Source organism: Eggerthella sinensis, assembly GCF_003339815.1.
In the GTDB taxonomy this organism is placed as follows: domain Bacteria; phylum Actinomycetota; class Coriobacteriia; order Coriobacteriales; family Eggerthellaceae; genus Eggerthella; species Eggerthella sinensis.
On sequence record NZ_PPTT01000014.1, the window covers coordinates 1 to 22,477 of the forward strand.

Below are 22,477 nucleotides of genomic sequence, written 5' to 3' on the forward strand. Positions count from 1 at the left end.
CGATGTCGGCGCCTCCCACGGTCATGGCGATCACCTTCGAGCCCTCGTTGGCGGCAGCCAGCTGAGCGGCGGCCTCAATGGCGTTCAGGTCGTAGGCGGACACGGTGTTCTTCGCCTTGGAGTAGTCCAGAGAACCGTCGGCCGACACCTGGATATCCTGATCGTCGGGAACCACCTTGAAAGCAGCAACGATGTTCATCCTGTACCTTTCCCTTCTCGTTTGCCTTATGTATGTGCTTGCATGAAGCTGGCCGGGTGCCTCGCATCGCCACGTTCGACCCTGCGAACGATGCCTCCCGGCGCGTTGATTGCAGTGTGCGACGCCGTAACCTTCGCGTCATCGCAAAATCGCTGTGAAACCATCATTACTCATATTTTAACGATGCACTCACCACCCTTGAAGAACGGATGAAAGGGCAGATGAACCTTGGAAACCGGCCTGAAAGCCGCCGAATCACTCCCCCGCGAATCCGTGGGCGGCGCGCAGCGCTTCGAGGCTCACTTTCATGCCGCATCGCGGGAAATCGTCGAGGGCGACGTAGTAGCGCGGCACCTTGATGGACGCCAGACGCGCGCGGGCGAAGCGCTCGAGCGCGTCCCGGTCGAAAGCGGCGCCCTCGCGCAGGAGCACGAGCGCCTTGGGCACCTCGCCCCGCGCGCCGTCGGGCACGCCGAGGACGCGGCAGTCCTCCACGGACGGATGGGCCTTCAGCGCGTTCTCAATCTCGATGGGAAACACGTTCTCGCCGTTGCAGATGAGCATGTTCTTCTTGCGGCCTTGCAGGTGCACGTAGCCCTCGGCGTCGCGGTGCCCGATGTCGCCCGAGTGCACCCACCCGTCCTCGTCGAGCACCTCGGCGGTGGCCGCCGGGTCCTTCCAGTAGCCGGAGAACGTGACCGGGCCGCGCCACCATAGCTCGCCGTCCTCGCCGGCGGCCACCTCGCGCCCGTCCTCGTCCACGATACGCAGCTCGTTGAAGTACATCGGCTTGCCCACGGTCCCCCAGTGCGCGCGCACGTCGTCGAGCGAGAGGTCGTTCGCCGGCGGGTAGCAGTTGTTCGGGCCCGTCTCGGTCATGCCGTAGGCGTTGAGTATCTTGATGCCGCGCTCCCAATACGCCATCATCGTCGACTCCGAGATGGCGCTTGCGCCGTTCGTGAGGCGCTCGTAGCTCGACAGGTCCGTCGTGGCGAAGGCGGGGTGCGAGGCCAGCCTGAGGTAGATGGCCTCGATGGCGATGCCCACGGTGGGCCGCTCCTGCTCGATGAGGCGCAGCAGGACGCCGGGTTCGAGCGTGTCGGTGAGCACGATGCGGCCGCCGGCCAGCAGCAGCGGCAGCACGGCGGAGTTCCAGCCGGCCGTGTGGAAGAAGGGCAGGAACACCACGCCGCAATCGGCCGCGGTCATGCCGGTGGTGAGCAGCTCGCTCATGGCGTTGTAGAACACCGCGCGGAAGCTGAGCACCGCCGATTTGGGCAGGCCCGTCGTGCCGCCCGTATGGACGAGCATCTGCGGGTCCTCGAAGCCGAAGCCGCCGCGCGCCGCGAAGCGGGCGCTTCCGTCCGCCGTGCGGGAGGCGTCCGCGCCGCCGTCCACGATGCGCTCGTAGGCCGAGCGCCCGTCGCGCGCGACGTCCCCGTCGATCGAGACGAGGACGCAGGCCGCGCGCGCCATCCGCACGCACGCCTCCATGGCGGCCCGATGCCGCTCGGACGCGAACACCACGCGCGGCTGCTCGCGCTCCACGAGCGGCGCCAGATCGACCGCGCGCAGACGGCAGTTGTACGTGGTGATGACGATGCCCGTGAGGCAGCTCGCGTAGAACGCGTCGACGAACGCCGTGCAGTTCTCCGCGGCAAGCCCCACGACGTCCCCCGGTGCGAGCCCCTGCTCGTCGACGAGGTACGCCGCGAGCCGCCGGGCGCGGTCGCCCAGCTCGCCGTAGGTGTAGCGCCTCCCGGCCGCGCTGTCGTACACCGCCTCCCTCTCGGGCGTCTGCTGCATGCGGTAGAAGAACCTCTGCACTGCATCGTTCATGTAGCCACTCCCCTTGCGCACCGGTGTCCAACCTGCGCGCCCGTCCCCGAAGGTCGCGGGCGCGCAGCCCCTCGCGGCTCGCTGCCGCGCTTACTGTTTCGCCTGCTTGACCAGCGCGCGGCCGGCCGTGTGCACCATGATCTCCTCGGTACCCGCCATGATACGGTACACGCGCTGATCGCGCCAGAGACGCGAGATCGTGCAGTCGTGGCAGTAGCCGATGCCGCCCATGACCTGCAGGGCGTCGTCGATGACCTCGAAGGCCGCCTGGCCGGTGTAGCGCTTGGCCAGCGAGGCGTCGATGGAGATGCTCTGGCCGTTCATGCGCTTCCACAGGGCCTTGTAGCACATGTTCTGCATGTTCTCGATCTTGATCTTCATATCGGTGATCTTTTCCTGGATGAGCTGGAACGATCCGATGGGCTTGTTGAACTGGATGCGCGAGGCGGCGTGCTTGGCGGCCTGGTCGTAGGCGCAGCGGGCCATGCCCACGTTGTAGACGCAGCTCATGAGGCGCTCGATGTCGAAGTTCTTCATCAGCTGGATGAAGCCCTCGCCCTTCGTGCCCACGAGGTCGTCCGGGCTCACTTCCACGTCGTCGAGGTACACCTCGTAGGTGTGCATCATGTTGTTGCCGATCTTGTCGAGCTTGGCCATCTTCACGCCGGGCTGGTCCATGCGCAAAAGGTACATGCTGAAGTCGTGCGTCACGTTCTCCGACTCGAAGTCGCGCACGACGCACAGCATGTACGGCGAGCAGTTCGCGCCCGTGTTGAACGTCTTGGTGCCGTTCACGTACAGCTTGCCGTCCTTCTGCTTGACGGTGGTGGTGGCCGCGGCGGAATCCGAGCCGGCCTGCGGCTCGGAGAAGCCCAACGTGAAGGGCTTGATGCCCTTGAGGCCCAGATCGCAGATGATCTTCTGCTGCTCGGGCGAGCCGAAGCTCAGGATGTCGTCCACCTCGAGCGACTGGTTCACCCAGGTGAGCGACGGCCAGCCGAGCGCGATGGCCTCTTCGGCCACGAGGAACTTCGTCAGCTCGTCGCAGGGCGTGCCGCCCATCTCCTCGGGGATGCCGAGCGTGGCGAAGCCGGCTTCCACCGCGGCGTCGATGGCCTTCTGCGGCAGCTCGCCTTTGGCGTCGCACTCCTTGAAGTACGCGTCGTAGTTGCCGCGCGCCATCAGCTCGCGCACGCTGTCGAGCAGCAGCTGCTGCTCATCGGTCAATGCAAAATCCATGGTCATGCTCCTATCTTCGGCGCGGCCGCGCGTCAGGGCGGCCGCATTGGTTGAACGGACGGCGCGAGCCTACGCGGCCGACGCCTTCTCGAGGGCGTACAGGGCGGCGCCCAGCGCGCCGTTGTACTGGGCAAGCGGCGAGGTGACGATGTCGTACCCGGCCAGGGCGGCCAAACGGCGGCGCAGCCCCTCGTTGAGGGCCACGCCCCCGGTCATGGCCACGCCAGGCTCCACGCCGACGCGTCGCATGAGGCCGTGGGTGCGCTCGACCACGGACAGGTGGATGCCCGCGACGATGTTCGGTATGGACTCGCCCTGGGACAGCTTCGAGATCACCTCGGATTCGGCGAACACGGTGCACGTGGACGATACGGGCGACACCTTCTCGGCCCGCGCGTCGTACGCGGACAGGTCGGCCACCGTGCAGCCGAAGATGGAGGCCATCACGTCGAGGAAGCGCCCGGTGCCGGCGGCGCACTTGTCGTTCATGACGAAGTTCTCCAACCGGCCGCGCTCGTCGACGCGCAGCACCTTGGCGTCCTGCCCGCCGATGTCCACGATGGTGCGCACGCCGGGGAACAGGCGCGCCGCCCCCTTCGCGTGGCACGACAGCTCGGACAGCTGCTCGTCGGCGTCGGCGAGCAGATGCCGGCCGTAGCCCGTCGAGCACACGGCCGCCATGGTTGCCATCGTGCTGCCGTCGCCCAGCGCGTCGAACGCTGCGGCGAGCGCCTTCTGCGGACCGGCCGTGCCGGCGCCGCTCGGGTGCAGGCCCGTGCCCGCCACCTCGCCGCGCTCGTCGACGATGACGCACTTCGAGGCCGTGGAGCCCACGTCGATGCCCAGATACCACCGCGTTCCCATAGCGAACCTGCTTTCTAGCCGATGAGCTCGGCGAACGTTTCGAGCTGCGTGCGCGCCTGGCCGTAGGTCTCGGTGCTCTGGTCCACCTCGATGGTGACCACGGGCACGCCGGCGGCCTTGCACTCCCGCTTCGTGATGGGCTCGTCGTACTCCTCCGGGTCGCAGAACTTGGCCATGAGGATGACCACGCCCGCGGCGCCCGCCTCCTGCGCGAGGGCCGGGATGCGGCGGCAGTGGTCTTTGTGCGGGTCGAACAGCACCGAGTCGCACTTCAGCGCGCACCAGCCGTCGGCGAGGGCCTCGACGGGGTCGCCTTCCTCGGGAACCTGCAGCGCGAACGCGCGCGATTCCTTGGCGAGGTCGTCGGCCACGATGGCGAACTTGTTGTCCTCGAGGATGGCGCTGATGGACGGGATGTCCTCGTAGATGCCCGACAGCACGATGGGCTTGTAGCCCTCCAGGCTCGACGGCAGCGCGGCCAAAGCCTCGTTGAGCGCGCGCACGAGGGGCAGGTGCTCGTCTTTGAGCAGGTAGTAGCCGGCGTTGATCACGTTCACGCGGTCGGTGACGGACACCTCGGCCGGATGCTGCCCGGCCAGCTGCACGAACGTGCGCATGGCGGCGCGCCACTCGTTGTACAGCGCGATGGAGGCGCGCAGGTCGTCGTCCTCGATGATGGTGCCGAGGCACTCCTCCACGTCTCGCTTGACTTCGGTGTAGGAGTCGATGGCGTACTGGCGGCCGCCCGGGAAGGCGCGGTTCTGCGGCTGCGACACGAAGATCATGGGGATCTTCGACCCCACGCCCGCCGACCAGTTCTGCGAGAAGGGCCGCAGGTTGTCGCACAGCCCCGTGATCATCATGCCGGACAGCTGGTCCAGCTTGCCGGTGAGGCCCATCTCAAGCGTCATCTGGCAGATGGAGCAGAAGAACGGCGGGAAGTACTTCTTGGCCTCGACGGCCGGCCCCACCATGCCCCACACGCCGAACGGCACGCCGCCGCCGGCGTGGACGAGCTCCTCGGGCACGTAGTACGGTCCCACGCCGATGATGCGCTTGCCCTCGGCAACGTAGCGCTCGACCTGCGCGGACGGGTTCGATGCCGCCGCGGCGAAGGGCGCCAGCAGCTCCTTGATATCCGACATGGTCTATTCCCCCTTCTTGTTGTTCTGCATGATTTCCACAAGGCCCTGCAGGCGCGTCTCGTACTGCGCCTCGCTGAAGTTGCGCGGGTCGGACTGATCGCCGTCGAACAGGACGACGGGGATGTTGAGGTCGCGCGAGATGCGGCGGCCCATCTCGGGCATGAAGCCCGACCACATCTTGCAGGAGCGGTTGATGTGAATGAGCGCGCCGTCGCACTTGCCGTCCTTGCACAGCTTCTCGCGGGCCTCGGTGGCGCGCTCGAGGTTCTGGCAGTTCGGCACGTCGATGCAGGCCTTCATCCATCCGTCCACGTCCTCGTACACGCCGGAGAACGCCGGGCAGTACACGCAGCCGGTGACGTTGACGCCGTTCGCCCACATAGGCATGGACGTGGCGCGCAGGTACGGCCACACCGCGATGCCCTCGTAGAGGATGCGGTACTGCTCGTCGGGCTTGAACGTGGACTTGTTGATTTTCACGTACTGCCTGCACTCGTCGATGAGGTAGGTGAACGCGTCGAGCGACTCCTTCTTCGGGCGTGCGGTGGTGGCGATGGCCATGTGGTTGAACAGGTCGAAGCCGTTCATGGGCGAGGGGTCGTACTGCACGTACGACGTGGCCTCGAGCCACGCCTTGCTCACGGCCACCGACGTGTCGCACACCTCCTGGAAACGCTCCTCGTCCCAGGTCTTGCCCGTGATCTTCTCCAGCTGCTCAACGAGGTACTCGTACTGCGCCTTGAGGTATTTGATGCGCTTGTCGTCCACGTCGTGCTGGTCGTTGAACGGGATGTCGAAGAACAGCATGGGCACGTCGAGCATATAGGACAGGTCCTCGTACCAGGGCATCATGGTCTCGCAGATGGACGTGGCGCCCAGCACGAAGTCGGGCAGGGGCATGTCGCGCTCGCCGTTCGGGCATGCGCCCAGATCGGCGTAGGCGAGGTTGATGCGCGCGTAGGCGCAGATGTCGTTGGAGAACCCAAGCTCGCCCTCGGCGTGCTCGATGAGGGGCAGGCTGCCGCCCTTCGCCGAGATGGCGGCCGCCTGGCTTTCGGGGTACACCACGTGCAGCCCGAACGTCTCGGCGATCTCCGGCGGGAAGTTCGACGAGCACCAGCCCACCATCTCGCCGCGCTCCTTCGCCTCGTAGGCCTGCTCGTACATCTTCTCGGAAAGCTGGGCGAGCACCTTGATAGCCGGGACGTGCTTGGGCTTCTCGGGGGCCTGCTCCGGGGCCTTTTCTTCAGTGGTCATAGTCGTGCTCCCTCTCTACTCGATGCCGAATTCCTGGAACACCTTGGCGTTGTCCGCGCCGATGGGCTTGCCCTGCGCGGCCTCGGGCTCGTCCATGCCGTTGAAGCGGATGGGCGGCTGGCCGAGCGTGGTCTGCTTGCCGTTGGGATAGGTGATGGGGGCCATGAAGCGGTTCTCGAGCGCCTGGGGGTTCTCGTGGTTGTCCTTGAAGTCGGCGAGCTTCGTCACCACGATGTCGGCCGCGCGCAGGCGCTGCACGATGTCATCGGCGTCGAACTGCGCGAACGCCCGCTCGAGGTGGTCGAGCGCCTCGATCTTGTTCTGCGGGTCGTGGATGGCCATCTTGGTGTTGTAGCGCTCGTCGTCGATGAGCTCGGGGATGCCGAGCGCCGTGCACAGCGGGCCCCAGTAGCGGTCGTACTCGTTGATGGTGATGGACACCCACTCGCCGTCGCGCGTGCGGTACGGCGAGGAGTTCGGCGGGCACGTCTGGCGGGTGCGCGGGTACTCGTAGCCGTTCACGTTGAGGGCCGAGAGGATGGAGGTGAGCCACACGCCCGTGCCGTACAGCGAGGAGGTGACGTAGTCGCCCTCCCCCGTCTTCGCGCGGCGGTACAGCGCGGTGCCGATGGCGCCGGCCAGCATCGTGCCGCACGCGATGTCGCCGAAGCCGTAGGCGGCGCCCATCGGGTAGGACTTCTCGGTTTCCACCATCATGCCCTTCGAGAAGCCGGTCTCGGCGAACAGGGCCACGAGGTCGAAGCCCGGCGCGTCCTTCATGGCGCCCTTGTCGCCGTAGCCCGAGAACGTGGCGCACACGAGGCGCGGGTAGCGCCCCTTGAGGCTGTCGTAGTCGAGGCCCATCTTGGCGAGCGCCTTGGTGCGGTTGTTCGTCAAGAAGACATCGGCCTGCCCGAGCAGCTGATGGAAGCGCTGCATGTCCTCGGGATCGCGCAAGTCGAGGCTCACGAAGTCCTTGCCGCCGTTGATGGTGTCGAACAGCATGTTCTCCTCGTTCGAGCACGGCACGCCGAACGGCGTGGCGAAGAAGCGCTGCACGTCGCCCTTCGGCGGTTCCACCTTGATGACGCGGGCGCCTTGCGTGGCCAGCACCCTCCCGCATGCTGGCACGGCGAAGTAGCTGCTCAGCTCGACGACCGTGACGCCTTCCAAAGGTTTCATAGCTATCCCTTTCCTTTTGACGAGGTTTCTTTTTCTGCATACCCCATGCTAGGCACTCGGCCCTGCATGGGAGAAATACCGATTCGCTCGCGCCCCGGCGCCGATCCGCATCGCGGGGCCGCCTCCGCGGCATACCCCCCGATGCGATTCGGCATAGGCGCAGGCACGCCGCCTAGATGGTGCTCAACACGGGGAACACCGTGTACACGACGCCGCCCAGCGCGCCGCAGATGACGACGGTGAGGATGGGCGTGGTCTTGAGCTTGGCGACGAGGAACAGGCCCACGGCCACGAACAGGATGCTCGAAAGGCTCGTGAGGGCGGTCTGCGCGACGGACAGGCAGGCGGCCGCCACGATGCCGATGGCCAGCGGGCGGATGCCGGCGAAGGCCTTGCGCACGGTGACGTTGTCCTTGAGCTTGTCGTAGAACACCGAGATGGCGAGCGCGAGGACGAACGGAATGGCCATGGTGGCGATGGGGCACAGGATGCCGCCGGGGATGCCGCACAGCGTGTAGCCGATGGCGGCCGAGGCGTTGACGGCCATGGAGCCGGGCGTCATCTGGGCGATGGCGACGAGGTTCACGAACACCTCGGGCGTGATGAGCTGCTGGGCGACGATGATCTCCTTCTGGATGAAGGCCAGCACCGCGTAGCCTCCGCCGAAGGCGAACGCGCCGATTTGCAGGAACGACAGGATAAGGCTAAGCAGCATGGGAATCGCCCCCCTTCTTGGTCGCGCGCCCGTCCATCGCCTTCACGACGCGATCGCGGAGGAAGAGCCCGTACAGAGCGGCAGCGACGACCAGGATGACCGGATGGATGTCGAACAGCGCGATACCGGCGAACCCGATAAGCGCCACGAACCAGTTGAAGTACTTGTTGAGCTGGGCGGGTTTGGCCAACAGGTAGATGGCGTTCAAAACGATGGCCACCACCGCGGGACGGATGCCGTTGAACACGGCCTGCACGACCGGATAGTCCATGATCTGTTGGAACAGCATCGTCAGCAGGATGACGATGACGATGGACGGCGTGATGACGCCGAGCAGAGCCGCCAGCGCGCCCGGCACCCGCTTCACCTGGTAGCCGGTGAACGTCGAGACGTTGGTGGAAATGGGCCCCGGCAGGCAGTTGATGAGGCCGATGGCGTCGAGGAACTGCTCGCGCGTCAACCACGCGCGCGACGTCGCCTCCTTCAGCACGACCGGGATGACCGCGCTGCCCCCGCCGAGCGTGAACAGGCCGATTTTGAAGAATATCCCGTACAATTGCAGGATCGTTTTCATATGCAACACCCTCCTTTGATCTCTCTCGTGCGCCCCGCAGGCGGAGCGCTCGTGTTCGTTACTTTCCCCTGAGCTGCCCCAACAGGCAGCTGAGTTTCGGATAGGCGTACGCGAAGAAGCTTTTGTACGCGTCGCAGAAGCGGTTTCGGGGAGCCTGCGCCTCACCCCCCAACGGCTCCCAGTAGCGGCGGCAGCCGCCGCGGCACAAGCGCTCCCACGCGCAGCCGGCGCATGACGCCTTGAGGGCCGCCGATGCTTGCACGAACCCCAGCTCGTCGCGGGCGCGCTCGATCTCGTCGAGCGTGTCGGTGGCGAGATTGCCCAGCCGATACTCGTCCCGCATGTAGAAATCGCAGGGATACACGCTGCCGTCGGCCTCCACCACGAGCTGGCGGCTGCACGCGCCGCACAGATCGCACGCCTCAGGCCGCTGCCCGTCCATGAGGTTGAGCAGGTTGACGAAGAAGCGGTGGTAGCGCAGCTCGCCGCGCTGCGCCGCCCGGTACCACTGGTCGAAGCTCGTCTTGAGGTGCTGCTCGAACCCGTCGGACGTGAGCGACCACGCGTGGCCGCCGGGCTCTTCGTCCAAAGGATCGAGGCAGGGTATGTACTGCTGGAAGTCGAGGCCTCGGCGCTCGAAGAAGCGCCCGGTGCTCTGCGTGCGGCGCGCGCTCTGCTCCGTGACCACCGACAGGATGTTGAACCGCACGCCGTGCTTCTTCAGCAGGCCGATGGACGCCATGACGCGATCGAACGTGCCCCTCCCCTCGACATCCACGCGATTGGCGTCGTGGATGTCCCGATCGCCGTCGAGCGAGACGCCCACGAGGAAGTCGTGCTCGGCGAAGAACGCGGCCCACTCGTCGTCCAGATCGCAGCCGTTCGTCTGCAGCGCATGGGAGATGGCGGCCCCGTGCTCGTTGAGCTCGCGCTCGAGCTCGATGAGGCGCCGGTAGAAGGGCAGTCCCGCCAAGGTGGGCTCGCCGCCCTGAAACGCGATGGTGCAGCGGTCCGTGGCGTAATCGAGCACCCGCGCGAGCACGCCGCGCAGCACGTCCTCGCTCATGACGCCGCAGCAGGGAACGCGCCGCGCGGCCACCTCGTCGGCGTAGAAGCAGTACGTGCAGCGCATGGTGCACAGCCCCGAAGCCGGCTTCAGCATCACGGTGATTGACGGCATGGCGGATTCGACCCCCTTCTCATCCGGTGCGGGGCGGCCTGCAGCCGGGCCGCCCCCGAAACGTGCTTTCTAACGAGCGCTCTTCCCATCGTCCATGCCCAGCCCCTCGGGCACGGCGCTGAACGGCGTGAGGCCGCGCGCGGCCACGGCCTTGAGCCCGCCGGCGGAATCGAGCAGCGCCTTCTGGTCGGCGAACGACTGCGCCGTGACCTGCTCGGTGTCGCAGATTTCCTCGAGGTCGGCCAACAGCTCGGCCACCTTGCCGGCGTGCGCGGGGTCGGCCCCGAGGTCGTTCATCTCCCGAGGATCGTCCTCGAGGTTGAACAGCGAGCACGTGTCGTAGGTCATGTACTTGACGAGCTTCCACGCGCCCTTGCGCACCATGAAGATGCTCGAGCGCCAGCCGGAGCAGTGGTACTCGCTGAAGACGACGCGGTCGGGATCGTTCTCGCCGTCGATGGTCTTCATGAGGGAGACGCCGGGCAGCGCCCGCTCCTCGTCGGTCGTCTCGACGCCGTGGAAGTCCATGAGCGTGGGATAGATGTCGAGGATGGACGCCGGGGCGCTCGTGCGCGTGCCGACCGGGATGTCGGGACCCGCGGCGATGAGCGGGATGCGCACGGAGCCCTCGTACATGTTCGATTTGAAGAAGATGCCGTGGTCGCCGGCGGAATCGCCGTGGTCGTCCAGATAGATGACGCGGGTGGTGTCCTTGAGGCCGGCCTCTTCCAGAGCGTTCATCACGACGCCCACCTGCTGGTCGAGGAACGTGACCATGGCGTAGTAGGTAGCGATGGCGCGCTGCAGCTCCTCGGGCGTCACGTGCTCGTCCATCTGCACGCGCTCCTTGTACGCCTGGACGGCGGGGTGCAGGCTGGAAGGGTCGTACCACTGCTCGGGGATGGGGAACTGGTCGAACGGCTTGTACAGATCGAGGATATCCTCGGGCGCGATCAGCGGATAGTGCGGCGTCACGAAGCCCACGTACAGACACCACGGACCCTCGGCCGCCGTGGCCTCCTCCTTGAGGTACCGCGCGGCGTGCTCGGCGATGTTGCGGTCGTAGTGCAGGTAGTCGGAATCGCCGGCGCCCGCGTGCTGGACATGCTCGCGCAACCTCGTCGTACCCGTGCCGCTGTTGCGCGCGGCGGTCATCATGTCGCCCACGCCTCCCTTGGCGTTGAGCGGGATGCGCTGGCCGGGGAACGTGTGCTCGGAATCGTCCTTGAAGTGCAGCTTGCCGATGGTGGACACCGACACGCCGGCCTCCTTCAAGCGACGGCCCCACGACATCTCGTCGCCCGTGAACGGGTGGGCGTTGTCCCAGTATCCGTGGCGATGCGCGTAGTCGCCGCACGCCAGCGAGGCGCGGGCGGGCACGCAGATGGGGGTGGAGGTGTACGCGCAATCGAACACGGTGCCCTCGCGGGCGAGCGCATCGAGGTTGGGCGTATGCACCTTCGCGTTGCCGTAGCAGCCGGTGATCTCCGGGTTATGCTGGTCGCAGCAGATGACGAGGGTGTTCGCTGGCTTCATGTAGTTCCCCTTTCTCCTGAGGTGCCTTGTGGCGCGATCCATCCTAAACGGGCGCGGATGCATAGGAGAAATAGCCATTTGGACAGGGGATGCGTGCAATTCGAATGGTGCAGCTTCGCAATGGGAATAGATTTATTCCGGTGGGCATAGTAGACTTTCAGGTGTTCCCCGTCTGAGAGGAAAGCATGCAGATCGAGACGCTCCGCGAGTTCATCGCCGTCGTGCAGTACGGCAGCTTCACCGGCGCCGCCAAGGCGCTCTATCTCTCCCAGCCGACGCTTTCCAAGCACATCGCCGCCTTCGAGAAGCAGATCGGCTACAAGCTGTTCTTCGACGAGCGCCCGCTCATCCTCACCGAAGCCGGGCGCATCGCCATGGAGTACGCGAGCAGCGTCGTGTCGCAGACCGAGACCATGCAGCTGCGCCTCGAGGGCCTCAAGCACCAGAAGCCCGAGCTCGTGCGCATCCAGGACCTCACGTTCTTCGAGCACCTTTCGCTGCGCTCGCAGGACGTCAAGAAAGCCGTGCGCGAGCGCTACCCCAACATCACGTTCGAGACGGTGAAGTGCAAGACGCACCAGACCTCGCGCGAGGCGCTCGAAGCCGGCACCATCGACGTCGGCTTCCAGTTCAACATCACCGAATCGCCGTTCCAGCCGCCCGTCGACATGCCGGGCACCGTGCGCATGCAGCCCCTCTACGGTTCCCTCGGGCAGTTCCGCCTCGGCGTGCCGAAGGGCTCCCCGCTGCTCGCGCAGGACAAGCGCCTGCGCCTGAAGGACTTCGCCAATCAGCGGTTCTTCATCATCGCGAACCGCAACTACGACGCCTTCATCCACGATTTCCGCTCGCTGTGCCTGCGCGAGGGCTTCCTGCCGCAAATCGAGTTCGTCACGGTCAGCAACAACCGCGACTTCTGGATGCGCGATTACGGCGACGGGGTGGTCTTCCTCGACGCCACGCAGCGCACCGGCTTCACGTCGGCCGACGACTACCTCGCCGACAAGTACAAGGCCGTGCGCCCGTTCGGCCACGAGCAGACGCTGTACGTGGTGATCTCGCTGCTCACGCGCAACGAGAAGCACGGGCCGGCGCTGCAATCGTTCTTGGACATCGTGCGAGAGACGGAGGACGCGAACCTCGAGCGCATGAAGGCCGAGGGGCTGGAATAGCGTCGAGCGACGGGGCGCGCTCCCCCACCAGGCACGATACGAGCCTCAGTGACCCCTCTACTGCTTTTTTTGCGATGCTTCGTTTTTCAGTATCGTCCGATTACTGCATTGTTAACGATGCGTCGGATGGTTGACGATCCCTATGATGGTTGCAGATTTTCGAGCGTGTGGGAAGCGCGCCCGGGGACCTGTCGTGATAGAAAAACCGTCAAGGAGGAAGCATGGCAGATTACTTTGGTACCGACACCGTCGTATCCGAACTTCGCGAGGATGGCCTTCTGATCATCCGCATCAACCGTCCCGACGTGGCGAACGCCCTCAACGGCGAGACCTCCAAAGCCATGGAGAACATCATGAACAACGCTGAGGCCGACCCCGCGGTTCGCGCCATCATCGTGACCGGCACCGGCAAGGTGTTCTGCGCCGGCGAGGACCTCTCCGAGCTCTCCGAAGGCGGCGAGTGCCAGACCGTGACCGAGCACGGCTTCGGCGGCCTCACGGCCCGTCTGTGCTCCAAGCCCGTCATCGCGGCGTGCAACGGCTCCGCGGCCGGCGGCGGCATGGAGATCGCGCTGTCCTGCGACATGGTGGTCGCCTCCGAGCGCGCCAAGTTCGGCTGCACCGAAGTGGGCCTCGGCATCATCGCCTCCACGGGCGGCCTCGTGCGCCTCGCCCGCGACGTGAACCGCAAGGACTGCATGGAGCTGCTGCTCACCGGCAAGAAGATCCTGGCTCCCGAGGCCAAGGCGCTCGGCCTGATCAACTACGTCGTGCCGGCTGAGGAAGTCATGGACAAGGCCATCGAGCTGGCCGAGCAGTGCCTGAAGAACGCGCCGCTGGCCCTGAAGTGGACGAAGTACATCGTGCACGCCGCCGACCAGATGTCCGAAGAGGACGCCATGCGCTACTCCGACGCCGCCTACCGCTTCCTCGAGAAGACCGCCGACGGCATCGAGGGCCCGGCCGCCTTCGTCGAGAAGCGCACGCCGATGTGGCAGGGCAAGTAGCTTCTCGCGACAACGTCGCCGCGCTTCCGAAGAACCCCGGGTACGCCCGGGGTTCTTTTTTTGTATAGTCGCGAGCGAACTTTTTTCTGCGAGAAGCGCTCGTTTGCCGCTCGCAGCGCGTTATAGGCGTCAGGAGGTGAAAAGCTTGAGCCCACGACCATACGACGACGCGTCGGATGCGGAGCGCTTGGCGCTGCGGCATTACGACGACGTGTACCGCTACTGCTACCGGCACAGCGGCTCGCGCGAGGACGCGCAGGATGCGACCCAGGAGGTGTTCCTCCGCTTCGTGCGCAACCAGCATCGCTACTCCGAGCGCGGCAAGCCGCTGGCCTACCTGCTGGTCATCGCGCGCAACGTCTGCGCCGACAGCTTCCGCGCGCGGCGCGCCCAGGTTCCGCTCGACGAGCAGACGGCCGACCCCCGCCCCGAGAGCTGCGGGCTCGAGCTGGCCGATATGATCTCCAAGCTGCCCGACGACGAGCGGGAGATCATCGCCTTGAAGTACGACCAGGGCCTGACGACGGTGGAAATCGGCGCGGTCACGGGGCTTTCGCGCTTCGCCGTGGCCCGAAAGCTGAAAAGCGCGCTCGCGGATCTGCGACACCAGATGACGCTGGCCGAACGAGGACAGAGGTGAGACCATGAACGATCGCGACCTGAAACGGGCCCTGCAAGCCCATTTCGACGAGAACCGCCCGGAACCCGACGAGGCCGCCAAGGCGGCGGCCCTGGCCCTCGTCGCGGCCGCCGCGGCCGACGAGGCCGACGCGCACGCGCTCGCCGCCCTGGGCGATGCACGCGCCGGGGCCTTCGCCTCGTTCCCGCGCTTCGTCATGGGGCAGGTGCGCTTCGTGAGCGGCAGGGTGTGGGCCGCGCAAGCCGCGCTGCTGGCCGCCGCGTTCGCCGTGTGCGCCTGGTACCGCGCGGGATTGGAGGCCGCGCCCGCCATCGCGGCCATCGCGGCGCTCACGGTGGCCGTCGGGTTGCCGGAGCTGCTCAAGAGCAGCGATCACGGCATGGCCGAGCTGGAGTACGCCTGCCGGTTCGACTGCCGCCACACGGTGCTGGCGCGCTTCGTGATCCTGGGCCTTTCGGACATCGTCATGCTCACCTGCGCGATGCTGGCCGCCCCCGCCCTGGGAACCCTGCAGCCCGCCGACGTGTTCCTGTTCGCCTGCATCCCGTACTTCGCCTCCTGCGCCGGCTGCCTGTGGATCGTGAACCATACGAGGGGCCGCATCGGCACGCAGCTCTGCGTCACGCTGACCGCCTCGGCGGCGTTGGCGGCGATGCTCCTGTGGCAAGCGCTGCCGAAGCTCTACCTGTCCGTTTCCCTCTGGGTGTGGATCGCGCTGTTCTGCATCGTCGTCGCCGCGACCTTCTCGCAGGCGAGAAGCTACCTCAGGCGCGTCGAGTTCGGACTCGACCACCTGCAGCACCAACCGAACGCCCGATGAGAGCCACGTAAGGAGCATCGCATGGAATTGAAACTCGACCGCTTGAGCAAGCAGTTCGGCAGCACGATTGCCGTCGATCGCGTGTCGGCCGTTTTCACGCCGGGGGTCTACGGGCTGCTCGGGGCGAACGGAGCCGGCAAAACCACCCTCATGCGCATGATCTGCGACGTGCTCAGCCCCACGTCCGGACAGCTGCTCTTCGACGGGCGCGACATCGCGCGCCTCGGGGAGTCGTACCGCACCAAGCTGGGCTACCTTCCGCAGGACTTCGGCTACTACCCCGATTTCACCGCGCTCGACTTCATGCTGTACCTCGCAGCGCTCAAGGGCCTCAGGCGGCCGCTCGCGCAGCGGCGGACATGGGAGCTGCTGGAGCTGGTGGGATTGCAGGACGTGGCGAAGTCGAAGATCAAGACGTTCTCGGGCGGCATGAAGCAGCGCCTCGGCATCGCGCAGGCCGCCGTCAACGAGCCGGCCGTGCTCGTGCTCGACGAGCCCACCGCCGGGCTCGACCCGAAAGAGCGCGTGCGCTTCCGCAACCTGATCTCGAGCTTCTCGCAGGACAAGATCGTCATCCTCTCCACGCACATCGTGTCGGACGTCGAGTGCATCGCCGACGAGATACTCGTCATGAAGAAGGGCGCCTTCGTGCTCGACGGCACCCCGGCGCGCATCGTCGAGCAGGTGCGCGGCAAGGTATGGGAGTGTCGCGTCGACGCGCGCGCGGCCGACGAGATGGCGGCGCGGCTGTGCGTGAGCAACATGCACTACGACGCGACGGGCGGCGCCGTGCTGCGCGTGGTGAGCGACCGACCGCCCATCGCGGGCGCCGAACCCCTTGCGCCCACGCTCGAGGATCTGTACCTGCACCTGTTCCGAGACGAAGCGCCGATGCCGACGGCGCACCGGCAAGGAGGCCGTCATGCGTGATCTCGTCGTGTTCGAACTCAAGAAGATCGTCGCCCGCAAGGTGACGCGCGTCTCGGTGCTCGCGCTGTTCGCGCTGACCGCGCTCGTGTTCGGGCTGAACGTTTTCCAGCAGGTGGCCTTCGACGAGCAGGGCCGGCAGCTCGGCGGATTCGCGGCCATCGAGCAGAACCGAAGCTACGCCGAAGCGCTGGAAGGGCCCCTCACCGACGAGGCCGCCGCAGAGGCTGTCGCGAGCTATGCGCGGTTCTTCGACGAGAAGGGCGACGTGCTGGAATCCGTCGAAACCGACGAGCAGGCCCGCGCCGAATTCACCCGCTTCGACGCGGCCAACGGCAGCTACCTGCACCTCATCCTCACGCCGTCGATGAACGGCTACGAACCGACCGGCGTCGTGGCGTCCCGCGTCGCCTCCTCGGGCGCCGACGATCTGTACGGCGCGCGCGAGAAGCGGCTCGAGCGCCAGCTGGACGAGGGCATGAACGGCTCGTGGACCTACAGCGACGCCGAGCGGGCGCTGTGGACCGAGAAGCTGCACGCGGTGCCGACGCCCGTCGCGTACGGCTACGCGGGAGGCTGGAGCGGCATCCTCGACTGCATCAACTTCCTGTTCTTCGGCATCGTCGCCGTCTGCATCGGCATCGCCCCCGTGTTCGCAGCCGAGTACCAGGATCGAACCGACGCGGTGATCCTGTCGACGCGCTACGGCAAGAGCAAGCTGGTTGCGGCCAAGATCATCGCGGCGTTTGCGTTCGCCACCGCCGTGTTCGCCACCAACGCGGCGGTGGCGGTGGGCATCCCGCTCGCCTGCTACGGCGCCGCCGGCGCCGACTTGCCCGTGCAGCTCAACGGGCTCGCGATCCCCTACGACGTGACCATGTCCCAGGCGGTGGGCATCTGCCTGGGAATCGGCTACCTGGTCACGCTCGGCTTGACGGCGCTCACGCTGCTGCTGTCGGCCAGGATGAAGTCGCCGCTGTCCATCTTCGCCATCGCGGCCGCCGTGGTCGTCCTTCCCGGATTCCTGCCCAAGACGCCGTTCGGCATCGTGAACCATCTGCTGTACCTGGCGCCCATGAACAGCATCGACTTCACGAACCTGTTCAACGCGCTCGTATCGTATCCCTTCGGGACGCTCGTGCTCGACCTGCAGACCATGGCGGTGGTCGTGCAGGTGGCGGTGATCGCGCTGTGCGTGCCGCTGGCCGCATGGTCGTTCAGGAGGCACCAGGTTTCCTGAGATGCGGGGTGCGAGCGGGGTGCGCGGGGCGCGGGCGGGGTGCGGCCTTCGCCTAGGCGTCTTCCAGCTCGCCGGTGAGGCGTTCCTTCCAGGTGAGCTTGCGCGGGGCGAAGGGGTGCGGAAGCGAGACGTCGTGGCCGATGGAGCGCAGGGCGATGTCCCACAATGTGCGCCGGCCGCCGTAGAACAGGTAGCGCTTCTCCTGCTCGGGAAGCCGGTCCTCGTCGACGGTGCCCGTGCGGGCGAAGCCGTCGAGGATGGCGTCGCTCGTGCGCTTCGCCTTCGCCTTGCGGTACGCCACCACGGCGTTCGCCACGAACACGCCCACCGTGTAGGGCAGCACGAAGGCCTTGACGAGGGCGATGAGGTCGTCGGTGCGGTAGCCTGCGAGCGTCTGCGCCTGGCTGCTGAGCACCTCGGCGTCGATGGCGTGCGCGAACTGGCCGCTCTCGCTCTCGGCGGCCCAGCGCTGCACGTCCACCACCCAGGCACCTGCGAACACGATGGCCGCGCCCGAGAACACGACCGCCGCCAGGCCGAGGCCCTTGAACCAGCGCGCGACGCTGGCCATCCAGTAGTACGGCACCGTGTAGGCGTAGGCCAGCAGCAGCACCGCCGCGAACACGATGGAGCCCCCGATGACCACCGCGTCCTGCTGCACGAAGTAGGTGGTGGCCGAGCCCAGCACGCGCTGCACGTCGTAGACCCAGGCGAAGCCGTCGGCGATCATCGACTCGGCCGACAGGCCGAGGGCCGCCACGATGCGCATGCCCCAGGAGAGGAGCACGCTCAGCAGCGCGACGATGACGAAGAACGCCGGCAGCGTGACCGTGACGCTGGCAAGCCCGCGCAGCAGCGCGCTGTCGAGCCTGAGCGCGCCGTAGTAGCACAGCAGGAAGCCGCCCACGAGCACCGAGGCGAATCCCAGGTACAGCGCGATGGAGCCCGACGGCTCGAGGCCCGGCACGAAGGCGAAGGCGGCGCGCGAGGCCAACAGCGCGCACGACAGCGCCACGATGGCCACGCACCCCAGCACCCAAGCGCGTTGCAGGCGGTCGGCCTCGGTGTCGAGCGTCGCACGGCCGTCCTCGTCCACGACGAGCGTCACGTACGCGAGGCGGTGGATGCGCCGCGACACGCGCACCGCCTTGAGCGCGAACGCGGCGGCGAAGGGCGCGAACACGACGAACCCCGCGCCCGGCGGCAGCGCGAAGCACAGCGCCGCCACGAGCGCGAGCGGCACGGCCCAACGGTACAGGCTCTGGAAGGGCCGCGCCGACCAGGCGCCCAGGCGCGCGAAAGCGGCGCGGACGGCGGGTTCGATGTCTCTGAGGGCTCTCATCATGCATTCAGTGTATGGCCGCTGCGCGACGCGGACAAGCAACGGGTGGTCAACCGCCGCCCGAACGGGGCGCCCCGACGTTGGCGCTCTCGCGCCTTTCGGGCGATAATGGGAGCGAACAGGGAGAGGATGCGCGCCGAAGACGAGGGTTCTCCGCCCGAGCAGGTGGACGACGCCCTGGCACGCGGCGACCGTCCGCTGGGAACCACGACCGAAAGGAAGCCCGCATGAACCCGATCACCTGCCTGCGCGAACGGCCCGACCTGCTCGACCGGGCGGCCGCCTGGTTCGCCGAGCGTTGGGACGTGCCCGCCGAAGCGTACCGCGCGAGCATGACCGCCTGCGCGGAGCACCCCGGCGACGTGCCGCAATGGTACGCGGTGCTGGACGACGACGGAGCCATCGTGGCCGGCTGCGGCATCATCGAGAACGATTTCCACGACCGGCCCGACCTCGCGCCCAACCTCTGCGCGCTCTACGTGGAGCCGGCGCGGCGCGGCGAGGGGATCGCACGTCGGCTGCTCGATTTCGCACGGCGCGACATGGGAGCGCGCGGCTGCGATCGCCTGTACCTCGTCACCGACCACGAGCGGCTGTACGAACGCTGCGGCTGGGAGTTCCTCTGCATGGCGACCGACAACGAAGGCGCGCCCATCCGCCTCTACGGCGCGGGGTGCCCGAAGAGCTGACGCGCGCTAAAGGCGTGCGCGAGAACCGGGTTCAGGCTCTCCGTGCGCGGAATCGAGCGCGGTTCCAGCGGTTTTCCAGCGCGGCTCCAACGGGAATCTAGCGTGGTTCCAGCGCAGGTCAAGCGCAGGTCAAGCGCAAGTTTACGGTCGGTTAACGATGCGGGCCGCCCCTTGGCGCTCGCACCGGCCGCGTCGTATGCTCGAACCATGACCCTGTATCTCAGCCACCTCTCAGCGCTCGCCTGCATCGCCCGCTCGGCGGACGTGGCGCCTTCCGACGCGCTGCGCCGCGCCACCCCGCGCATCGCGGGCCCGCTGCCGCCCGCCTGCGTCGCGAGCACCGCCGCCCTCGACGCGCTGTTCGACCGGAGCCTTCCCCGCCCCGAGAAGCCCGTGCATCTGCTCGTCCCGAGCGCCGCCGCGCGCACCGGCGACGCGCGCGCAGTCTGCCATGTGCGCTCGGGTTCCTTCCCCCGCCGGTCGTTCTGGCGCCTCGCGCCGGACGCGTGCGCGAGCGGGCCGGAGCTGTGCTTCGTGCAGATGGCGGAAACGCTGCCGCAGGCGCACCTCGTCAGGCTGGGCATGGAGCTTTGCGGCACCTACGGCGTACCCACGGTCAACCAGGTGGATTTCGATCGCGCGCACCCCTACACCACCGTCGAGCGCCTCGGGCGCTTCATCGACGAGATCGGCCCGGTGCCGGGGGCGAAACAGGCGCGACGCGCGCTGCGCTCCGTCGTGGACGGGTCCGCTTCGCCGTTCGAAACCGCGCTGGTCATGCTGCTGTGCCTTCCGCTTTCCAAGGGAGGCTACGGCCTTCCCCGGCCCGAGATGAACCGGGGCATGAACGCGCGGTGGAGCACCGTGCGCCGCGCCGCCGACAAGCGGTTCGCATGCGACCTGCTGTGGCGCGACGCAGCGGTCGCCGTCGAGTACGAGAGCTTCCAGCATCACAGCAAGAAGGGCAAGCTGGCCGACGACGCGCGCAGGCGCAACGACCTGCTCGCGCACGGGATAACCGTCGTGCCGGTCACCACCCGAACCGTGCAGAACCTCATCGAGCTCGATCAGGTGGCGCACCTGCTGGCCCGCAAGCTCGGCAAGAGGCTGCGCCCAGACGCGCGAAGCTGGCCGGAGCGGCAGCATCGCCTTCACGGCACGCTGCTCGGCGTTCCCGACGCCCCGCGATGACGGCGCTGCACCGGAACGTCGACGCAAAATGGCAAGTTTTTTCGCGATTGCGGTCTGAAAGGCGCTTTTTCGGCCCCGTGAGATCGACTGGAGGCGCAGCGCTTCGCATAATGCCTGGTCGCGAAAAACGGGCGAAGGGTTCGCGCCGCCCTTCGCCCGCAATCGCGTCATTTTTTGCCACCGAGGGGCGTTTCGCGGTGCACCGCGCCCGACGCCGCGCCCCGCGCCTCGCGTCCCACGCCCCGCGCCCGCCCCGCGCTCCCCTACGCGCCGTGCGGGCGCGTCTCGTCGGCGTCGAGCGCGCTCGTCTCAAGAAGCGACTTGCCCTTCGTCTCGGGCGCCATGAACACCGACAGCACGAGCCCGAGAATCACGAGCCCCGCCGCCACGAGCATGGTGGGCCCCACGCCGAACGCGGCCAGGAACAGCGGCGTGCCGTAGGTGGCGACGATGGTGCCGATGCGCGAGAACGCGATGGCGATGCCCACCGCCGAGGCGCGCACCTCGGTCGGGAACAGCTCGTTGGGATAGAGCCACTGCAGGATGCCCGGGCCGCCGCTGAAGAACGCGTACAGGCCGAACCCGAGGATGATCACGAAGACAGGCGCATCGGGGAACACCCCCAAGATGACCAGACCCACGGCCATGAGCGCGAGCGACCGGATAAGCAGGGGCCGGCGCCCCATGGAGTTCAGCCAGAACATGGCCGGAATGGAGCCGATGAGGAAGAACAGGCTGACCACGCTCTCGCCGAGGATGGCCTCGTGCCCCACGCCCAAGCCGAACGCCGTCATGATCTCAGGTCCGAACGTGTAGATGGCGTACATGGGAACCACCTGGCACAACGTCAGAATACCCAGGAACACGATGCGCTTGGCGTAGCCGCCGCGAAACACCTTCCCAAGCGTGGTCTTCTCGCCGGGTTCCTCCAGCTCGAGCTCCACGTCGTCGCCGAACACGCGATGCATGATGGCTTGCGCTTCCTCCGTGCGGCCCTTCTGCGCGAGCCACATGGGCGACTCGGGGATGTCGTGGCGGCCGACCAGCAGGATGATGCAGGGCACGACGGCCGAGCCGAGCATCCACTGCCAACCGTTCGGCACGCTGTACAGGAAGTACCCCACGAACGCGGCCACCGTGGCGCCGAGATACCACGCAGCCGACACCATGCCCATGGAGATGGAACGGTGCTGCTTAGGCGTGAACTCGGCGATGAGCGACGTGGCTATGGGATAGTCTGCGCCCACGAACACGCCGATGACGAAGCGCGCGAGGACGAGCTGCAACGGGTCGGAAGCGAACACCGACAGGATGGAGAACAGGCCGATGGCCACGACATCGATGATGAACATCGTGCGCCGCCCGATGCGGTCGGTGAGGTACCCGCCGGCGATGGTGCCGACGAAGATGCCCAGCAGCACCGACGCGCCGATGGCGGCGCTCCAGGCGTCGGTAAGGCTGAACAGGGGCGTGATCTGCGTGAGCGCCACCCCGATGAGCGAGAGCACGTAGCCGTCGAGAAACGAGCCGCCGCTCGAGAAGAACGTGATCTTGAGCAGAAACGGCGTCATGGCCACGTCGTCGATGGTGCGCTTGGCCGACTTCTTCACCTTGTCGACCACGTCCCCGCCGATCTGCTTCGCGCCGTCGGCAACGTCGCGCATCGGGGGGCTTGTCACCTGCGTCATCTGTTTCACGTTGCTCATGCTCACGTCTCCT

General features: G+C 66.9%; 20 protein-coding genes and 1 pseudogene. 8 read left to right on the top strand and 13 right to left on the bottom strand.

Going from position 1 to position 22,477, the window contains the following annotated elements:
• The 11 genes and pseudogenes from C1876_RS09050 to C1876_RS09100 all read right to left on the bottom strand — a co-directional run.
• A pseudogene (locus C1876_RS09050) lies at window positions 1–199 on the bottom strand (electron transfer flavoprotein); the annotation flags it as partial.
• A 255-nt stretch (window positions 200–454) separates the two neighbouring features.
• The gene (locus C1876_RS09055; protein WP_114546404.1) at window positions 455–2,038 is read right to left on the bottom strand and encodes a class I adenylate-forming enzyme family protein; all 1,584 of its coding nucleotides are present in this window, start codon (window positions 2,036–2,038) and stop codon (window positions 455–457) included.
• Window positions 2,039–2,128: 90 nt separating this feature from the next.
• Window positions 2,129–3,277 carry an acyl-CoA dehydrogenase family protein gene (locus C1876_RS09060; RefSeq protein ID WP_114546479.1) on the bottom strand — a complete coding sequence of 383 codons (1,149 nt, stop codon included), beginning with the start codon at window positions 3,275–3,277 and terminating at the stop codon, window positions 2,129–2,131.
• A gap of 69 nt (window positions 3,278–3,346) precedes the next feature.
• Window positions 3,347–4,141, bottom strand: coding sequence for an acyl-CoA dehydratase activase (locus C1876_RS09065; protein ID WP_114546405.1), 795 nt, complete (start codon window positions 4,139–4,141; stop codon window positions 3,347–3,349).
• 14 nt (window positions 4,142–4,155) lie between these two features.
• Entirely contained in the window at window positions 4,156–5,286 is a 1,131-nt protein-coding gene (locus C1876_RS09070) for a 2-hydroxyacyl-CoA dehydratase subunit D (protein ID WP_114546406.1), read from the bottom strand.
• A gap of 3 nt (window positions 5,287–5,289) precedes the next feature.
• The gene (locus C1876_RS09075; RefSeq protein WP_114546407.1) at window positions 5,290–6,543 is read right to left on the bottom strand and encodes a 2-hydroxyacyl-CoA dehydratase subunit D; all 1,254 of its coding nucleotides are present in this window, start codon (window positions 6,541–6,543) and stop codon (window positions 5,290–5,292) included.
• Between the two features lie 15 nt (window positions 6,544–6,558).
• Window positions 6,559–7,725, bottom strand: a complete 1,167-nt coding sequence (locus C1876_RS09080) for a CaiB/BaiF CoA transferase family protein (protein ID WP_114546408.1) — start codon at window positions 7,723–7,725, stop codon at window positions 6,559–6,561.
• 172 nt (window positions 7,726–7,897) lie between these two features.
• Window positions 7,898–8,440, bottom strand: a complete 543-nt coding sequence (locus tag C1876_RS09085) for a chromate transporter (RefSeq protein WP_114546409.1) — start codon at window positions 8,438–8,440, stop codon at window positions 7,898–7,900.
• Window positions 8,430–9,014, bottom strand: coding sequence for a chromate transporter (locus C1876_RS09090; protein WP_114546410.1), 585 nt, complete (start codon window positions 9,012–9,014; stop codon window positions 8,430–8,432). Before C1876_RS09090 ends, C1876_RS09085 begins: the two co-directional genes overlap by 11 nt.
• Window positions 9,015–9,072: 58 nt before the next feature.
• Entirely contained in the window at window positions 9,073–10,194 is a 1,122-nt protein-coding gene (locus tag C1876_RS09095) for a radical SAM/SPASM domain-containing protein (RefSeq protein ID WP_114546411.1), read from the bottom strand.
• Between the two features lie 69 nt (window positions 10,195–10,263).
• Window positions 10,264–11,730, bottom strand: a complete 1,467-nt coding sequence (locus C1876_RS09100) for a sulfatase family protein (protein WP_158544658.1) — start codon at window positions 11,728–11,730, stop codon at window positions 10,264–10,266.
• Between the two features lie 185 nt (window positions 11,731–11,915).
• On the opposite strand from C1876_RS09100, the gene C1876_RS09105 reads away from it, so the two are divergent.
• The 6 genes from C1876_RS09105 to C1876_RS09130 all read left to right on the top strand — a co-directional run bounded on the left by C1876_RS09105 (window position 11,916) and on the right by C1876_RS09130 (window position 17,536).
• Window positions 11,916–12,902 carry a LysR family transcriptional regulator gene (locus C1876_RS09105; protein ID WP_114546413.1) on the top strand — a complete coding sequence of 329 codons (987 nt, stop codon included), beginning with the start codon at window positions 11,916–11,918 and terminating at the stop codon, window positions 12,900–12,902.
• Between the two features lie 221 nt (window positions 12,903–13,123).
• Window positions 13,124–13,909 (top strand): enoyl-CoA hydratase/isomerase family protein, encoded by a 786-nt coding sequence (locus C1876_RS09110; protein ID WP_114546414.1) that lies wholly within the window; start codon window positions 13,124–13,126, stop codon window positions 13,907–13,909.
• 145 nt (window positions 13,910–14,054) lie between these two features.
• Window positions 14,055–14,549 carry an RNA polymerase sigma factor gene (locus C1876_RS09115; protein WP_114546415.1) on the top strand — a complete coding sequence of 165 codons (495 nt, stop codon included), beginning with the start codon at window positions 14,055–14,057 and terminating at the stop codon, window positions 14,547–14,549.
• Window positions 14,550–14,553: 4 nt separating this feature from the next.
• Window positions 14,554–15,369 (top strand): hypothetical protein, encoded by an 816-nt coding sequence (locus C1876_RS09120; protein ID WP_114546416.1) that lies wholly within the window; start codon window positions 14,554–14,556, stop codon window positions 15,367–15,369.
• A gap of 21 nt (window positions 15,370–15,390) precedes the next feature.
• A complete protein-coding gene (locus tag C1876_RS09125; protein ID WP_114546417.1) occupies window positions 15,391–16,299 on the top strand; it encodes an ABC transporter ATP-binding protein in 909 nt (302 codons plus the stop codon).
• Window positions 16,292–17,536, top strand: a complete 1,245-nt coding sequence (locus tag C1876_RS09130; protein WP_114546418.1) for an ABC transporter permease subunit — start codon at window positions 16,292–16,294, stop codon at window positions 17,534–17,536. The genes C1876_RS09125 and C1876_RS09130 overlap by 8 nt, the downstream gene beginning before the upstream one ends.
• A 52-nt stretch (window positions 17,537–17,588) precedes the next feature.
• On the opposite strand, the gene C1876_RS09135 is transcribed toward C1876_RS09130, so the two are convergent.
• Window positions 17,589–18,878 carry a hypothetical protein gene (locus tag C1876_RS09135; RefSeq protein WP_244910098.1) on the bottom strand — a complete coding sequence of 430 codons (1,290 nt, stop codon included), beginning with the start codon at window positions 18,876–18,878 and terminating at the stop codon, window positions 17,589–17,591.
• 227 nt (window positions 18,879–19,105) lie between these two features.
• Here C1876_RS09135 and C1876_RS09140 point away from each other — a divergent pair, with 227 nt between their 5' ends.
• Both C1876_RS09140 and C1876_RS09145 read left to right on the top strand, forming a co-directional pair.
• Entirely contained in the window at window positions 19,106–19,567 is a 462-nt protein-coding gene (locus C1876_RS09140; protein ID WP_114546420.1) for a GNAT family N-acetyltransferase, read from the top strand.
• Window positions 19,568–19,774: 207 nt separating this feature from the next.
• On the top strand, window positions 19,775–20,758 hold the full coding sequence (locus tag C1876_RS09145) for a hypothetical protein (protein ID WP_148044618.1): 984 nt from the start codon (window positions 19,775–19,777) through the stop codon (window positions 20,756–20,758).
• 263 nt (window positions 20,759–21,021) lie between these two features.
• On the opposite strand, the gene C1876_RS09150 is transcribed toward C1876_RS09145, so the two are convergent.
• A complete protein-coding gene (locus C1876_RS09150) occupies window positions 21,022–22,464 on the bottom strand; it encodes an MFS transporter (protein WP_114546422.1) in 1,443 nt (480 codons plus the stop codon).
• Between the last annotated feature and the right edge of the window lie 13 nt (window positions 22,465–22,477).

Coding starts and splice junctions, on each gene's coding strand:
- C1876_RS09055 (WP_114546404.1), bottom strand. CDS start 2,038: ATGAACGATGCAGTGCAGAGGTTCTTCTACCGCATGCAGCAGACGCCC.
- C1876_RS09140 (WP_114546420.1), top strand. CDS start 19,106: ATGAACCCGATCACCTGCCTGCGCGAACGGCCCGACCTGCTCGACCGG.
- C1876_RS09080 (WP_114546408.1), bottom strand. CDS start 7,725: ATGAAACCTTTGGAAGGCGTCACGGTCGTCGAGCTGAGCAGCTACTTC.
- C1876_RS09125 (WP_114546417.1), top strand. CDS start 15,391: ATGGAATTGAAACTCGACCGCTTGAGCAAGCAGTTCGGCAGCACGATT.
- C1876_RS09100 (WP_158544658.1), bottom strand. CDS start 11,730: ATGAAGCCAGCGAACACCCTCGTCATCTGCTGCGACCAGCATAACCCG.
- C1876_RS09120 (WP_114546416.1), top strand. CDS start 14,554: ATGAACGATCGCGACCTGAAACGGGCCCTGCAAGCCCATTTCGACGAG.
- C1876_RS09060 (WP_114546479.1), bottom strand. CDS start 3,277: ATGGATTTTGCATTGACCGATGAGCAGCAGCTGCTGCTCGACAGCGTG.
- C1876_RS09095 (WP_114546411.1), bottom strand. CDS start 10,194: ATGCCGTCAATCACCGTGATGCTGAAGCCGGCTTCGGGGCTGTGCACC.
- C1876_RS09070 (WP_114546406.1), bottom strand. CDS start 5,286: ATGTCGGATATCAAGGAGCTGCTGGCGCCCTTCGCCGCGGCGGCATCG.
- C1876_RS09085 (WP_114546409.1), bottom strand. CDS start 8,440: ATGCTGCTTAGCCTTATCCTGTCGTTCCTGCAAATCGGCGCGTTCGCC.
- C1876_RS09130 (WP_114546418.1), top strand. CDS start 16,292: ATGCGTGATCTCGTCGTGTTCGAACTCAAGAAGATCGTCGCCCGCAAG.
- C1876_RS09105 (WP_114546413.1), top strand. CDS start 11,916: ATGCAGATCGAGACGCTCCGCGAGTTCATCGCCGTCGTGCAGTACGGC.
- C1876_RS09150 (WP_114546422.1), bottom strand. CDS start 22,464: ATGAGCAACGTGAAACAGATGACGCAGGTGACAAGCCCCCCGATGCGC.
- C1876_RS09145 (WP_148044618.1), top strand. CDS start 19,775: ATGACCCTGTATCTCAGCCACCTCTCAGCGCTCGCCTGCATCGCCCGC.
- C1876_RS09075 (WP_114546407.1), bottom strand. CDS start 6,543: ATGACCACTGAAGAAAAGGCCCCGGAGCAGGCCCCCGAGAAGCCCAAG.
- C1876_RS09110 (WP_114546414.1), top strand. CDS start 13,124: ATGGCAGATTACTTTGGTACCGACACCGTCGTATCCGAACTTCGCGAG.
- C1876_RS09090 (WP_114546410.1), bottom strand. CDS start 9,014: ATGAAAACGATCCTGCAATTGTACGGGATATTCTTCAAAATCGGCCTG.
- C1876_RS09065 (WP_114546405.1), bottom strand. CDS start 4,141: ATGGGAACGCGGTGGTATCTGGGCATCGACGTGGGCTCCACGGCCTCG.
- C1876_RS09135 (WP_244910098.1), bottom strand. CDS start 18,878: ATGAGAGCCCTCAGAGACATCGAACCCGCCGTCCGCGCCGCTTTCGCG.